We start from the raw sequence: 14007 nt of genomic DNA on the forward strand, positions 1-14007 counted from the left end.
GGGGCTTTTTCAGTGACCGAGGATCAATCCTCGCGGTAGCGGCGCAGCTTGAGCGGCTTGCCACCGACGCGGGTGTCCTTCAGCTTGCCCAGCAGGCGCTCCAGGCCGTCTTCCGGCAGCTCGACCAGGCTGAAGCTCTCGCGCACCTGGATGCGACCGATGGCTTCGCGGGCCAGGCCGCCCTCGTTGAGGATGGCACCCAGCAGGTTCTTCGCCGCAATACCGTCACGCGCGCCCAGCGCGGTGCGGCAGCGGGCACGGCCCTCGCCCAGCGGCATCGGCGCGCGACGCTCGCGGCTGTCGCTACGCTCGGAACGCTCGCTGCGCTCACGGGGGCCGCTGTTCGGCACCAGCGGCTGCTCGCGCTCGACTTCCGCCAGGGTCAGGGCCTGGCCATTGGTCGCCTTGCGCAGCAGGGCCGCGGCCAGGGCACGCGGGCTGCAGCCGATCTCGGCGGTCAGGCGGTCGAGCAGATCGCCATGGCTGGCCTCGGCATCGGCCACCAGCGGCGCCAGGCTGGCGGTGAGTTTCTTGATCCGCGCGTCCAGCACCTGCTGGCCGTTGGGCAGCTTGACCTCACCGACCTTCTGCCCGGTAACGCGCTCGATCACCTGCAGCATGCGCCGCTCGCGCGGAGTAACCAGCAGCAGTGCACGGCCGGTACGGCCGGCACGACCGGTACGGCCGATTCGGTGCACGTAGGACTCCGGATCGTAGGGCATGTCCACGTTCATCACGTGGGTGATGCGCGGCACGTCGAGGCCGCGAGCGGCGACGTCGGTGGCGATCACGATATCCAGACGACCGTCCTTCAGGGAGTCGATCACCCGCTCGCGCTGATTCTGGGCGATGTCGCCGTTCAACGCGGCGGCCTTGTAGCCCTTGGCTTCCAGCGCGGCGGCCAGATCCAGGGTGGCTTGCTTGGTGCGGACGAAGCCGATCAGTGCGTCGAATTCTTCGACTTCCAGCAGGCGCAGTACCGCGGCGTGTTTCTGATCGGCATGCACCATCAGGTGAGCCTGCTCGATGGCGGTCACGGTCTGGGTCTTGGCGGCGATCTTGACGTGCTGCGGGTTGCGCAGGTGCTTCTCGGCGATGGCGCGGATCGAGTGCGGCAGGGTCGCGGAGAACAGCACGCTCTGGCGGCTTTCCGGCATGGCCTGGAAGATCACTTCCAGGTCGTCCATGAAGCCCAGCTTGAGCATTTCGTCGGCTTCGTCGAGGACCAGGTACTGAATGGTCGACAGGACCTTCTCGTCACGGCGCAGGTGGTCGACCAGACGACCCGGGGTCGCGACGATGACCTGTGCGCCCTGGCGGATGGCCTTGAGCTGCGGGCCCATCGGCGCGCCACCGTAGACCGCGACCACGTTGAGGCCGGGCATCTGCTTGGAATAGGTTTCGAAGGCGGTGGCCACCTGCAGGGCCAGCTCGCGGGTCGGCGCCAGAATCAGCGCCTGGGGCTCACGCTTGCTCGGATCGATCTTCGACAGCAGCGGCAGGGCGAAGGCCGCGGTCTTGCCGGTACCGGTCTGCGCCTGGCCGATCATGTCGTGACCGCCGAGGATCACGGGAATGGCCTGCGATTGGATCGGAGACGGCTCTTCGTAGCCGACCGCGATCAGCGCGGCGAGAATATTGGGGTGAAGTCCGAGCGCGGCGAAGCCGCCGATTTCCTGGGTCATGGGTCTGCCTCAAGTGCATCCGCAAAGACCCATGTTCCAAAGCTGCGCATGCCGTGTAAGACCCGAAAGTCACCCTGGCAGCCCTGTCGGCGGGGATTTGCGAAAACGTGGTGAAAATGAATCGTCAAGGATTGTCCGCTTAAGCGGACAGGCTGCCGAAGATAGCCTTCGGGCGAGTTGCACTACCTGAACGTGGCCAAGAATTGACCGGCGCGCACTATACCGGAAATCCTGACGGATGTGCTGGTTTTCCTCGAAATAATCACCCACCCCGCTGGACGGTCATGCCTCGCCAGCCAGGCGCCAGCTGCCTGCGCGCCTTGGACAAGGGCGGGCGCGGCGTCTATACCCCCTGCAACCGTCTCTCCCGCCCGAGGTGCTTTCACCATGACTCAAACCAGCAGCGGCCGCGTCAGCCGCGAGAAGCGCGGGGCGATCACCCTGCTCGGCCTGAACCGTCCAGAGAAGCGCAACGCCTTCGACCTGGACCTGCTCAATGACCTGTGCCTGGCCTATGGCGAGTTCGATGGCGACAGCGAAGCACGCGTGGCGCTCATCCATGCCCATGGCGATCATTTCACCGCCGGCCTGGACCTGGCCAGCGTCGCCGCCGAGTTCGCCGCCGGCTGGCAGATCCCCACAGGCGGCTGCGATCCCTGGGGCGTGTTCGGCGGGCCGCGGGTCAGCAAGCCGGTGATAGTCGCCGCTGTGGGGTACTGCTATACCGTCGGCATCGAGTTGATGCTGGCCTCGGACATCAACCTGTGCGCCAGCAACACCCGCTTCGCCCAGATGGAAGTGCAGCGCGGCATCATGCCGTTCGGCGGCGCCACCCTGCGTCTTCACCAACGCGCCGGCTGGGCCAACGCCATGCGCTGGCTGCTCACCGGCGACGAGTTCGACGCCCATGAAGCCTATCGTTTGGGACTGGTACAGGAGGTCGTGGCCAGCGAAGACCTGATGCCGCGGGCACTGCGCCTGGCCGAGCGGGTCGCCGCCCAGGCCCCGCTCGGCGTGCAGGCTACCCTGGCCTCGGCGCGCCAGGCGGTGCGCGACGGCGAGGTCGCCGCGGCAGCCAGCTTGCACCCGAACGTCGTACGCCTGATGGCCAGCGAAGACGCCCAGGAGGGCCTGCGCGCCATGCAGGAGCGCCGCCCCGGTGACTTCAAGGGGCGCTGAGGACCGGTTTAGCTGGCCGGGCGCAGCACCTCGATCAAGGGCTGCAGGGAGTAGCCCAGGCGCGGCGCCAGGGCCTCGGCCCGAGCGCGCACTGGGTCCAGATCGAGCTGCTGGTCCAGGTCGGCCGGCACCAGCAGAATGACATTGCCCTCCTTCACCGGACACTCCCAGTAGTGGCGGTGGTAGAGGCCCCTCAGCAGCGCGGCGCCGAGCGGCTTGCCGTCGTCGCAGGCCCACTGATTGATGACCAACCAGCCGCCGGGGTTGAGGCGCTTCTGGCAGTCCTCGAGGAAGCGCCAGGCCAGGTGTCCTACGCCCGGGCCGTGATCGGTGTACAGGTCGACGAAGATCAGGTCGGCCGTCTCCGCGGTCTCCAGCAACTCCAGGGCATCGCCGATGCGAACGGTCAGGCGCGGATCGTCATCCAGACCGAGGAACTCCATGGCCAGACGCGGCACCGCCGGGCGCAGCTCGATGGTTTCGACATCGTCCAGGGGCAGGAACTTGAGGCAGGCCTGGGTCAGGTTGCCGGCGCCCAACCCAAGAAACAGCGCGCTCTCCGGCGCCTCATGACACAGCGCGCCGAGCAGCATGGCGCGGGTGTAGTCGTACTCCAGCCAGCTCGGATCGGCGGTGAACACGCAGCTCTGCTCGATCGCCTCACCGAACTCGAGGAAGCGGTAGTCGCCGATCTCCACCACCCGGATCACGCCGAACTCGTCCTGCACTTCGGCGAGCAGGACCTCGTCTTTCATCTCATCCACCGGCGGTAAACCTGGCATCCACCTCTCCACCCTGAAACACCCGAACCAACGAGACCGGGAAAAGCTGCCGATTGTCCGGCAAGCCTGCACCGGGGTCACGAAAAATACGCCCTGCCCCGATACGCGGCCGGCTGAGCGCTGCGCACCATCCGTGGCACGGCAGCGCTCGAACGTCCATGCAACGGCTCTATCGCGGCGATCGGCTTGAAGCAGCCGGCTTATCGGTTACCATGCCGATCTACCCAATTTGCCTGAAGCCGAGAGCCCCAATGTCGCAGCCCTGGAGTCCCGATAGCTGGAGAACCAAGCCGATCCAGCAACAGCCGATCTACCCCGACGCCGCCCACCTGGCGAAGGTCGAGCAGACCCTGGCCGGCTACCCGCCGCTGGTGTTCGCCGGCGAAGCCCGCGAGCTACGCCGACAGTTCGCCGAGGTGACCCAGGGCCGCGCCTTTCTATTGCAAGGCGGCGACTGCGCCGAGAGCTTTGCCGAGTTCAGCGCAGCGAAGATTCGCGACACCTTCAAGGTGCTGTTGCAGATGGCCATCGTCATGACCTTCGCCGCCGGCTGTCCGGTGGTGAAGGTCGGCCGCATGGCCGGTCAGTTCGCCAAGCCGCGCTCGGCCAATGACGAGACCATCGGCGACACCACCCTGCCGGCTTACCGCGGCGATATCGTCAACGGCATCGGCTTCGATGCGCAGAGCCGCGTGCCCGACCCGGAGCGCCTGCTGCAGGCCTACCACCAGGCCACCGCGACCCTCAACCTGCTGCGCGCCTTCGCCCAGGGCGGCTTCGCCGACCTGCACCAGGTGCACCAGTGGAACCTGGACTTCATTGCCAACTCGGCCCTGGCCGAGAAATACAGCCTGCTGGCCGACCGCATCGACGAGACCCTGGCGTTCATGCGCGCCTGCGGCATGGACGGCTCGGCCCAGGTGCGCGAGACCAACTTCTTCACCGCCCACGAAGCCCTGCTGCTCAACTACGAGGAAGCCTTCGTGCGCAAGGACAGCCTCACCGGCGGCTGGTACGACTGCTCGGCGCACATGCTGTGGATCGGCGATCGCACCCGCCAGCTGGACGGCGCCCATGTCGAGTTCCTGCGCGGCGTCGGCAACCCGATCGGGGTCAAGGTCGGCCCGAGCATGGGCAGCGAGGACCTGATCCGCCTGATCGACATCCTCAACCCGGACAACGATCCGGGTCGCCTCAACCTGATCGTGCGCATGGGTGCCGACAAGGTCGAAGCCGGCCTGCCGCGCCTGATCCAGACCGTGCAGCGCGAGGGGCGCCAGGTGCTGTGGAGCTCCGACCCGATGCACGGCAACACCATCAAGGCGTCCAGCGGCTACAAGACCCGCGACTTCGCGCAGATCCTCGCCGAAGTGAAGCAGTTCTTCGCCGTGCACCAGGCCGAAGGCAGCTACGCCGGCGGCATCCACATCGAGATGACCGGACAGAACGTCACCGAATGCATCGGCGGCGCCCGACCGGTCACCGAGGACAGCCTGTCGGACCGCTACCACACCCATTGCGACCCACGGATGAACGCCGATCAGTCGCTGGAACTGGCCTTCCTGATCGCCGAAACCCTCAAGCAGGTGCGCCGCTAGGCAAGCCAAGGCGGGCATCCTCGAAGCTGTCCGCCCTTGCCCTGGTGCCGGACGCTCCGAGATGCGACGGACGCCTGCATGCCAGCCTGACAAGCCGGGATGGGCGCGATATGGTTAGGCTATCCATGCACCTGTAGAGGAACCGACCATGCCGTGGTATGCCTGGCTGCTGATCATCCTCATCCTGGGCTCCATCGTCGGCGGCTTGCTGGTGCTGCTGCGAACCGCCAAGCCCCTGCCGCTGAGCGAGGAGCAACTGAAGAAGATCCGTGAACGCAAAGTCGAGATGGAAGCGCAGGACGCCAGGGACAATAGTCGGCGCTAGTTTTCTGGTTGCTCTGCTGGCCGGCTGTGCCAGCGTTGCCCCGCCCGCTGTGGCCCCCGACGGCTGCGAGCAGCTGTTCGCCCACTTGCACGAAGCCACCGAGGCCCACCGGGACGCGCAATACCACCGCCTGCAAGGCTTTCCTGGCCTGCGTAGCGACAGACTGATGGCCCGTCTTGGAGACAATGCGCAGAGTCCAGGGCAACGCAACCTGTGGGCGTCGCGCCTGGCCGAGCGCGACGCCGAGGCCAGCCAGATCGAAATCGCCCAACTGCCGCCGGCGGAGCATCGCGTCTGGAGCGGCAGTGCGCACCGGCGGAAACTGGAAAACTGCCGCGCCGGCCAGGTGCAGCGCCTGACCGACGATCCCGACGCATTCACCCACGCCATCCAAGCCGCCCAGGTACCCGATGATTACCGCGAGTGGGCCCGCGCCCTCGGCCTCAATCCGCTGCTCAAACCCGCCTTCCGCCAGGGCATCGCCGCGTGGCAACGGGCCGCAGCCGCCGCCACGGCGCCCGAGGACAGTCCGCACTGGCTGAGCTATGCCCCGCTGCCCAGCGTCTCAACCAGCAGCCCGGACGCTCTGGGGGTGGATGCCCTGGGCCTGCCCCAGGCCTCTGCAGCCCAGCTCGAGGCGTTGTTCGCCCGCCACGCCCCGCACCTACGCATCGAGCAAGGCGGTCACAGCGATCGCATCGGCAGCCCGTATTTCGCCGTCGATGGCAGGCGCGCCTTCAACGCCGAACAGGCGCGCCTTTACCGACACACTGGCTGGAGCCAGATCAACGGCCGCTGGCACCTGCAACTGGTCTATCAACTCTGGTTCGACCAGCGCCCGAGACCCCACGCCCTGGACCTGTACGGCGGCGAACTGGACGGCCTGATCTGGCGCGTTACCCTCGACCGAAACGGCAACGCGCTGCTCTATGACAGCATCCACCCTTGCGGCTGTTGGCACAGCTTCTACCTGCCTCGGCATTCGCCCCTGCACTTTCAGCAGCCGGAGGACGAAGAGGCCCGCCTGGTGCGCCGCCTGAAGATCGATGGCCGGCAAGCGCCGACGCTGTGGCTGAGCGCCGGAACCCATGCGCTGCGTTGGGTCGACGGTCGTCGCTCCCCCTACCCGCCCCTTAGCTACCAGCAGAACGATCTCGATCAGCTGCGCCGGCTTCCCCATCCGAACGGGCAGCGCAGCCTTTATGGAGCAGATGGCCTGGTGCCCGGCAGTCAGCGCCTGGAACGCTGGCTACTGTGGCCGTCGGGCGTCATTTCGCCGGGCGCCATGCGTCAGTGGGGGCATCACGCCACGGCCTTCATCGGCCGCGCGCATTTCGATGATCCGCTCCTGCTGCAGCGCTACTTCCACTAGTGAATGCCCCGGGCCAGGGCCGGATCAGGCGCATTGGCAAAGCCCCGCGCGGAGCCGGGGCGACCCTCAGCCGGCGGCCATGCCCCATCGGAAGCCACTATTCCTCGACATTGGCAATGCCCACACCGCCAGACGCGCTTGCCCGGACCGCGATACGGCTGGGGCCGAAAATATCGGCCAACTGGCCGCTGCTGCGCAGCTGCTCGAGCAGGCTGGCGAAGCGCTCGGCACTGATAGGCCCTTGCGGACGAACCAGAGCATGGTGCTTGTAGGGTTGATCGATGCGCTCGGAGACCAGCAATTGCCCGGCATACTCGCGATGCCGCTCGAGGAACTCGCCGATATAGGAGCGCGTGACCAGAGCGATGTCGGCGCGACGGCGCACCACCATCAACAGGTTACTGTCGTGGGAATAGGTCAGGGTGGCATTGTAGTTCTGCTGGAGGAACTCGGGCGCGGCGTTGAACCCGGCGAATGCATAGTGATAGCCGTTGTACAGCGCCAGGCGCTTGCCTTGTAGCGAATCGAAATAGTCTTGCTCGCGCCCGAGCTCGACCCGTGCGACGAACACCTCGGCATCCTCCAGGCCCATGTCGACGCTGTCGTGGGCGATGTCGTGCCAGTCCCAGGCAGGATTCTCGAACAACGCCAGATCGATTCGCCCCTGCTCGAAGTCGCGGAAGCGACGAGGCACCGACGTGGGCACCATGATGAACTGGTAATCGCTCTGGGCCTGGTTCAACGCCTCGAGCAAGTCGAGCAACAGGCCGCTGGCATTCGGCTCCTCCGGTTTGACCACATAGGGCGGAAAATGCACACCACCGACATGCACCACCTGGCCGGCCGCGAGCGGCCCGGCCAACAGCAACGCGCCCAACACTGCGCACGCACGCAGCCCCCTGAGCATCGACTTCCGCATAACTCCCCCTGATCCCCACCATAGATAAAAACCAGACTACTCAGCGTCAAACCGAGCGACCAGCACCGCTTTAGTCGACTTGCGCCTGCAGAGCACCCACCAGGTGATAACGCCTCAGCAGCGGCGACAACTGGTCCTGCTTGTTCAACGTCTGCAACAACCGTTCAAACTGGTCCGGCCCCAAGGGCGCATGTGGGCGAAACAACGCATGGTGCTGATAAGTCTGGTCGACTCGCTCCGACACCAGCAGGGCCGAGCTGCGCTCGGGATGGCGGTCCCGATAGAGCTGCAGGTAGGACCGGGTGATCACGGCGATGTCCGCCCGCCCTCGCAGGAGCATGATCAGGTTACTGTCGTGGGAATAGGTGAGCACCGCATCGTAGTGCTCGGCGAGGAACTGCTTGTCGGCGTTGAAGTCGGCGAAGCCGTAGTGATAGCCGCTGTACAGGGCCATGCGCTTGCCCTTGAGCTGATCGAAATAGCGCTGGTCACGTCCCGCCTCGTTGCGCGCGACATAGACCTCGGCATCTTCGATCTTCAGGTCCAGGGCGCTGTGCTCGATGCCCTGCCAGCCCCAGCTCGGCGACTCGAACATGATCAGGTCGAAGCGCCCGCTTTCCAGGTCTCGGTAACGCCGGGTCACCGAGGTCGCCACCAGCTCGAAGCGGTAGTCGCCCTGCAACTGATTGAGCGCCGCGAGCAACTCCGGCAACAGCCCACCAGGGCTGGCGCTCTCGGGCTTCACCGCATAGGGGGGGAAATGGTAGGCGCCGACGCCGACCCGCTGTTCGGCGAACAGCGGTTGAACCAGCAGCAGGGTCAGTGCGACCAGCAGAACTCCGTACCGCACGCGCAAGGAACACCTCATGGAGCACACTTATGACCTTGATCCGTTCCCTGTCAGTGCCACGCGAACCGTCCCTGGCCGCAACAATCCCGTCGATTAGGCTAAGCCTAGCCGATATTGCTTAAACTTCCTTGAGGACCAGCGACAGGGCCTCTTCGGCGAGCTGCTCCAGGGTCATGGGCCCGTCTGCATGGAACCAGGTGGTGGTCCAGCTCAGGGCGCCGGTAAGCAAGCGCCGAAGGATGAAGGGATCCGTCTTGAAGTAGCCCTGCGCCCGGGCTTCACCGAGGACCTCCAACCATAGCCGCTCATAGGTGTCGCGCAACTCGAGAATGAAGCGCTGGCTCTCCTCCGACAGCGATCGCCACTCGTAGACCAGCACCGCCATGGCCTCGCCGGTTCCGCCCATGATCGACTGCAGTTCGCAGCGGATCAGCGCCAGTACCCGCTCGCGCAGGTTACCGGCCTCGGCCAGCTCGGCCTGCATCAACGCGGTGTTGTAGCGGATGGTTTCCTCCATCACCGATCGGAGAATTTCATCCTTGCTCTTGAAGTGGTGAAAGATGCTGCCCGACTGAATGCCCACCGCACTGGCCAGGTCGCGCACCGTGGTGCGCTCGTAGCCCTTGCTGCGAAACAGGTGGGCCGCCATCTGCAGCAGCTTGCCGCGGGCGCTGTCCGGGTCGGTGATCAGGCCCTTGCCCACCAATTCGCGCATCACCGCCTGAGCTTGTTGATCGTCCACGCTGGTTACTCCCCATACACCTGTCAGCTGCGGCAAACCGCGCCGTCACCGGAAACGCCGCCGCGACTCGGCAAACCTAGCCAAGTATTTGTCGTTATTGGTGAAAGTTATGCCGGGTGCGCCCCCCAAGCAAGCGCTCGGGCGATTTTTTGGCGGGAAAGCCCTGCTTCCGCACTTCCAAACCAAGCGCTTGCTTGGTAGTGTTTGAATCATCCTTCCTCGAGCAACGGCTGCCACACCATGACCAAGACCGTGCGCATCGGTTGCGCCTCCGCCTTCTGGGGCGACACCTGTACCGCCGCCGCCCAACTGGTGCATGGCGGCCAGCTGGACTACCTGGTGTTCGACTACCTGGCCGAAATCACCCTGTCGATCATGGCCGGAGCCCGGCTGAAGAACCCGGAGCTCGGCTACGCCACCGACTTCGTCGAGGTACTGGCGCCGCTGCTGACGCAGATCGAGGCGCAGAACATACGGGTGATCAGCAACGCCGGCGGGGTCAATCCGCAGGCCTGCGCCCGGGCCTTGAGTGCCGCCTGCGAGAAGGCCGGGGTCGATCTGAAGATCGCCGTGCTGCACGGCGACGACCTGCTGCCCAGCCTGGGCGAGCTGCGTCAGGCCGGCCACGTCGAGATGTTCAGCGGCGCCGCCCTGCCGTCTCGGTGCGTGTCGGTCAATGCCTATCTCGGCGCCCCGGGTATCGTCTCCGCCCTGGCGCAGTGTGCCGACATCATCATCACCGGCCGGGTGGTCGACAGCGCGGTGGTCAGCGCCGCCCTGGTACACGAGTTCGGCTGGGACTGGTGCGACTACGACAGACTGGCCCAGGCCGCCCTGGCCGGGCACATCATCGAATGTGGCGCCCAGTGCACCGGCGGCAACTTCACCGACTGGGAAACCGTGCCGGACTACGAACACATCGGTTTTCCCATTGTCGAGGCCGCCGCCGACGGCAGCTTCGTCGTGACCAAGCCGCAGGGCTCAGGCGGCCTGGTCACCCCCCTGAGCGTGGGCGAACAGCTGCTCTACGAGATCGGCGACCCGCGCGCCTACCTGCTGCCGGATGTGGTCTGCGACTTCAGCCAGGTCAGCCTGCAGCCGCTCGGCCAGGATCGTGTCGGCGTCACCGGCGCCCGCGGCCTGCCGCCGCCTGAGCAATACAAGGTCAGCGCCACCTACCCGGACGGCTTTCGCTGCAGCGCCAGCTGCCTGATGGCCGGCATCGACGCGGTAAAGAAGGCCGAGCGGGTCAGCCGGGCGATCATCGCCCGAACCGAGGAACTGTTCGCCGCGCGCGGTTGGGGGCCCTACAGCGAGGTCAGCATCGAACTGCTCGGCAGCGAGGCCACCTACGGCCCCCATGGCAGACGCCAGGACAGCCGCGAAGTGGTGATCAAGCTGGCCGTGCGCCATCCACAGAAAGAAGCGCTGGTGCTGTTCTCCCGCGAGATTGCCCAGGCCGCCACCGGCATGGCCCCGGGCCTGACCGGCCTGGTCGGCGGCCGGCCGACGGTCTACCCGGTGATCCGCCTGTTCTCCCTGCTGGTCGACAAGCGCGCCTGCACGCTGCAGGTCGAACTGGCGGGCGAGCGGCAGCCCGTGCACCTGCCCGACACCGAAACCTTTGCTCCGCAAGCCCTCGCCGACAACCTGGAGCCGGCCGGCCCCGCCGGCCTGGCCGACGCCAGCGTGCCCTTGATCAAGCTGGCCGTGGCCCGCTCCGGCGACAAGGGCAACCACGCCAACATCGGCGTGATGGCGCGCCGCCCCGAGTACCTGCCCTGGATAGCCGAGGCCCTGTCCACGGCCGCCCTGGCCGACTGGATGGACCACGTGCTCGACCCGCAGCTCGGGCGCATCCAGCGCTGGTACCTGCCCGGCAGCCACAGCCTCAACTTTCTCCTGGAGAACGCCCTGGGCGGTGGCGGCGTCGCCAGCCTGCGCATCGACCCGCAAGGCAAGGCATTCGCCCAGCAACTCCTGGAATTTCCGGTGCCAGTGCCACGGGCCCTGGCCGACAGCCTCGAAGGATAACGACGCCCATGGCCTACGACTCCATCTTCAAGCCCGGCCTGTTCGCCGGCCAGACCATTCTGGTCACCGGCGGCGGCAGTGGCATCGGTCGCTGCACCGCCCACGAGCTCGCCGCCCTGGGCGCCCATGTGGTACTGGTCGGGCGCAAGCTGGAAAAACTCCAGGCCACCTGCGAGGAAATCCACGAGGACGGTGGCAGCGCCAGCCTGCAGGTCTGCGATATCCGCGACGAGGAGTCGGTCAAGACCATGGTCAAGGCGGTGCTCGACGAGCGCGGGCAGATCCACCATCTGGTCAACAATGCCGGCGGCCAGTACCCCGCGCCGCTCGCCTCGATCAGCCAGAAGGGCTTCGAGACCGTGGTGCGCACCAACCTGGTCGGCGGCTTTCTGGTCGCCCGCGAGGTGTTCAACCAGAGCATGAGCAGCACCGGCGGCAGCATCGTCAACATGCTCGCCGACATGTGGGGCGGCATGCCCGGCATGGGCCACTCCGGCGCCGCCCGCGCGGGCATGGAGAACTTCACCAAGACCGCCGCCGTCGAGTGGGGCCATGCCGGGGTGCGGGTCAATGCCGTGGCCCCCGGCTGGATCGCCTCCAGCGGCATGGATACCTACGAAGGCGCGTTCAGGGCGGTGATCCCGACCCTGCGCGAAAGCGTGCCGCTCAAGCGCATCGGCAGCGAGTCGGAAGTGGCCGCGGCCATCGTCTTCCTGCTGTCGCCGGGCGCCGCCTTCGTCAGCGGCACCACGCTGCGCATCGATGGCGCGGCCAGCCAGGGCAGTCGCGCCTTCCCCCTGGCCAAGGCCAAGCCCGGACAGGGCCAGCCCTATAACGGCTTCCACCGCGCCTACCTGCCCGACGCCCTGAAACAACAGGAGGAATAGAACGATGCCGGTCATTGAGTCGGAAATCGACGTGCTTGGGCAGGCGTTTGCGAAGAACCGGGAGGCCATGCTCGCCGCCATCGCCGCCTTCCGCGAGATCGAGCGGCAGTGCCTGGACAAGGCCGCCGAGGCCAAGGCCAAGTTCGACCAGCGCGGCCAGTTGCTGCCGCGCGAACGCCTCGGCCTGCTCCTGGACCCCGGCAGCCCCTTCCTCGAACTCTGCTCGCTGGCCGGCTACAAGCTGCACGACGACAAGGACGGCAGCCAGGCCGGCGGCGGCATCATCGCCGGCATCGGCTATGTCGCCGGCGTGCGCTGCCTGGTCAGCGCCAGCAACAGCGCGATCAAGGGCGGCACCATCTCCCCCAGCGGCCTGAAGAAGACCCTGCGCCTGCAGCAGATCGCCATGGAGAACAAGCTGCCGCTGGTGACCCTGGCCGAAAGCGGTGGCGCCAACCTCAACTACGCGGCGGAGATCTTCGTCGAGGGCGCTCGCGGCTTCGCCAACCAGGCGCGCCTGTCGGCCATGGGCCTGCCGCAGATCACCCTGGTGCATGGTTCCAGTACCGCCGGCGGCGCCTACCAGCCAGGGCTGTCCGATTACGTGGTGGTGGTGCGCGGCAAGGCCAAGCTGTTCCTCGCCGGCCCGCCGCTGCTCAAGGCCGCCACCGGCGAAGTGGCCACCGACGAGGCCCTGGGCGGCGCCGAGATGCACGCCCAGGTGGCCGGCACCGCCGAATACCTGGCAGAGAACGACGCCGATGCCGTGCGCATCGCCCGCGAGATCCTCGCCATGCTGCCGTGGAACGCCCAGCTGCCGCCGCGCACCGGCAAGAGCTGGCGCGCGCCGCTGTATCCGAGCGAGGAGCTGCTGGGCGTGGTGCCGGCCGACGCCAAGCAGCCCTACGACGTGCGCGAGATCATCGCGCGCATCGCCGATGGCTCGGAGTTCCTCGACTTCAAGCGCGAATACGACGGCCAGACGGTCTGCGGCCACCTGCGCATCGAGGGCCAGCCCTGCGGCCTGATCGGCAACAACGGCCCGATCACCCCGCAGGGGGCGGCCAAGGCCGCGCAGTTCATCCAGCTGTGCGAGCAGAGCAACAGCCCTATCCTGTTCCTGCACAACACCACCGGCTTCATGGTCGGCACCGAATCGGAGCAGCAGGGGGTGATCAAGCACGGCTCGAAGCTGATCCAGGCGGTGGCCAATGCCACGGTGCCCAAGCTGACCCTGGTGGTCGGCGGCTCCTACGGTGCCGGCAACTACGCCATGTGCGGCCGCGGCCTCGACCCGCGCTTCATCTTCGCCTGGCCCAACAGCCGCACGGCGGTGATGGGCGGCGCCCAGGCCGGCAAGGTGCTGCGCATCGTCACCGAGGAAAAACACCGCAAACAGGGCAAGGAGGCCGACCCGCAGATGCTCGACATGCTCGAGAGCGCCACCGCACAGAAGCTCGACAGCCAGTCCAGCGCCCTGTACGGCACCGCCAGCCTGTGGGACGACGGCCTTATCGACCCGCGCGATACGCGCACGCTGCTGGCCTATCTGCTGGACATCTGCGCCGAGGCTGCCGTGCGGCCGCTCAAGCCAAACAGCTTCGGCGTGGCCCGTTTCTAACCCGTAGGGTGCG

At 66.7% G+C, this 14007-nt stretch carries 12 protein-coding genes; 7 read left to right on the forward strand and 5 right to left on the reverse strand.

Annotation, left to right across the window (positions count from 1 at the left end; all coding sequences use genetic code 11):
- Positions 1-23 precede the first annotated feature (23 nt).
- Complete coding sequence (locus KDW96_RS03175) at positions 24-1685, reverse strand: DEAD/DEAH box helicase (RefSeq protein ID WP_255838965.1); 1662 nt, start codon at positions 1683-1685, stop codon at positions 24-26.
- Positions 1686-2072: 387 nt separating this feature from the next.
- Between KDW96_RS03175 and KDW96_RS03180 the strand changes: the two genes are divergently transcribed.
- On the forward strand, positions 2073-2864 hold the full coding sequence (locus tag KDW96_RS03180; RefSeq protein ID WP_255838966.1) for a crotonase/enoyl-CoA hydratase family protein: 792 nt from the start codon (positions 2073-2075) through the stop codon (positions 2862-2864).
- Between the two features lie 8 nt (positions 2865-2872).
- Here KDW96_RS03180 and KDW96_RS03185 read toward each other — a convergent pair whose 3' ends face one another.
- Positions 2873-3646 carry a spermidine synthase gene (locus tag KDW96_RS03185; RefSeq protein ID WP_370295304.1) on the reverse strand — a complete coding sequence of 258 codons (774 nt, stop codon included), beginning with the start codon at positions 3644-3646 and terminating at the stop codon, positions 2873-2875.
- Positions 3647-3897: 251 nt separating this feature from the next.
- Here KDW96_RS03185 and KDW96_RS03190 point away from each other — a divergent pair, with 251 nt between their 5' ends.
- The 3 genes from KDW96_RS03190 (at position 3898) to KDW96_RS03200 (ending at position 6941) form a co-directional block, all read left to right on the forward strand.
- A complete protein-coding gene (locus KDW96_RS03190; RefSeq protein WP_255838967.1) occupies positions 3898-5244 on the forward strand; it encodes a class II 3-deoxy-7-phosphoheptulonate synthase in 1347 nt (448 codons plus the stop codon).
- Between the two features lie 148 nt (positions 5245-5392).
- Positions 5393-5569: a DUF2897 family protein gene (locus tag KDW96_RS03195; RefSeq protein ID WP_255838968.1), complete on the forward strand. Its 177-nt coding sequence runs from the start codon at positions 5393-5395 to the stop codon at positions 5567-5569.
- A gap of 166 nt (positions 5570-5735) precedes the next feature.
- Positions 5736-6941, forward strand: a complete 1206-nt coding sequence (locus tag KDW96_RS03200; protein ID WP_255838969.1) for a hypothetical protein — start codon at positions 5736-5738, stop codon at positions 6939-6941.
- A 97-nt stretch (positions 6942-7038) separates the two neighbouring features.
- Here the strand turns inward: KDW96_RS03200 and KDW96_RS03205 are convergent, their stop codons facing one another.
- The 3 genes from KDW96_RS03205 to KDW96_RS03215 all read right to left on the reverse strand — a co-directional run bounded on the left by KDW96_RS03205 (position 7039) and on the right by KDW96_RS03215 (position 9452).
- Positions 7039-7860: a substrate-binding periplasmic protein gene (locus tag KDW96_RS03205; protein ID WP_370295306.1), complete on the reverse strand. Its 822-nt coding sequence runs from the start codon at positions 7858-7860 to the stop codon at positions 7039-7041.
- Positions 7861-7930: 70 nt separating this feature from the next.
- Positions 7931-8728 (reverse strand): substrate-binding periplasmic protein, encoded by a 798-nt coding sequence (locus tag KDW96_RS03210; protein ID WP_370295307.1) that lies wholly within the window; start codon positions 8726-8728, stop codon positions 7931-7933.
- 100 nt (positions 8729-8828) lie between these two features.
- Positions 8829-9452: a TetR/AcrR family transcriptional regulator gene (locus KDW96_RS03215; protein ID WP_255838971.1), complete on the reverse strand. Its 624-nt coding sequence runs from the start codon at positions 9450-9452 to the stop codon at positions 8829-8831.
- A 240-nt stretch (positions 9453-9692) separates the two neighbouring features.
- Here KDW96_RS03215 and KDW96_RS03220 point away from each other — a divergent pair, with 240 nt between their 5' ends.
- From KDW96_RS03220 to atuC, 3 genes are read left to right on the forward strand one after another with little or no spacing between them, the layout of a single operon-like run.
- Entirely contained in the window at positions 9693-11486 is a 1794-nt protein-coding gene (locus KDW96_RS03220; RefSeq protein WP_255838972.1) for an acyclic terpene utilization AtuA family protein, read from the forward strand.
- A gap of 8 nt (positions 11487-11494) precedes the next feature.
- Positions 11495-12373, forward strand: a complete 879-nt coding sequence (locus tag KDW96_RS03225) for an SDR family oxidoreductase (protein ID WP_255838973.1) — start codon at positions 11495-11497, stop codon at positions 12371-12373.
- Between the two features lie 4 nt (positions 12374-12377).
- On the forward strand, positions 12378-13994 hold the full coding sequence (atuC, locus tag KDW96_RS03230) for a geranyl-CoA carboxylase subunit beta (RefSeq protein ID WP_255838975.1): 1617 nt from the start codon (positions 12378-12380) through the stop codon (positions 13992-13994).
- The last annotated feature ends 13 nt before the right edge of the window (positions 13995-14007 follow it).

This window comes from Pseudomonas benzenivorans (genome assembly GCF_024397895.1).
Lineage (GTDB): Bacteria > Pseudomonadota > Gammaproteobacteria > Pseudomonadales > Pseudomonadaceae > Aquipseudomonas > Aquipseudomonas benzenivorans_A.

Excerpts from the sequence above, each read along its gene's own strand:
- KDW96_RS03175 (WP_255838965.1), bottom strand. The coding sequence starts at position 1,685 with ATGACCCAGGAAATCGGCGGCTTCGCCGCGCTCGGACTTCACCCCAAT.
- KDW96_RS03180 (WP_255838966.1), top strand. The coding sequence starts at position 2,073 with ATGACTCAAACCAGCAGCGGCCGCGTCAGCCGCGAGAAGCGCGGGGCG.
- KDW96_RS03185 (WP_370295304.1), bottom strand. The coding sequence starts at position 3,646 with ATGCCAGGTTTACCGCCGGTGGATGAGATGAAAGACGAGGTCCTGCTC.
- KDW96_RS03190 (WP_255838967.1), top strand. The coding sequence starts at position 3,898 with ATGTCGCAGCCCTGGAGTCCCGATAGCTGGAGAACCAAGCCGATCCAG.
- KDW96_RS03195 (WP_255838968.1), top strand. The coding sequence starts at position 5,393 with ATGCCGTGGTATGCCTGGCTGCTGATCATCCTCATCCTGGGCTCCATC.
- KDW96_RS03200 (WP_255838969.1), top strand. The coding sequence starts at position 5,736 with ATGGCCCGTCTTGGAGACAATGCGCAGAGTCCAGGGCAACGCAACCTG.
- KDW96_RS03205 (WP_370295306.1), bottom strand. The coding sequence starts at position 7,860 with ATGCGGAAGTCGATGCTCAGGGGGCTGCGTGCGTGCGCAGTGTTGGGC.
- KDW96_RS03210 (WP_370295307.1), bottom strand. The coding sequence starts at position 8,728 with ATGAGGTGTTCCTTGCGCGTGCGGTACGGAGTTCTGCTGGTCGCACTG.
- KDW96_RS03220 (WP_255838972.1), top strand. The coding sequence starts at position 9,693 with ATGACCAAGACCGTGCGCATCGGTTGCGCCTCCGCCTTCTGGGGCGAC.
- KDW96_RS03225 (WP_255838973.1), top strand. The coding sequence starts at position 11,495 with ATGGCCTACGACTCCATCTTCAAGCCCGGCCTGTTCGCCGGCCAGACC.
- atuC (WP_255838975.1), top strand. The coding sequence starts at position 12,378 with ATGCCGGTCATTGAGTCGGAAATCGACGTGCTTGGGCAGGCGTTTGCG.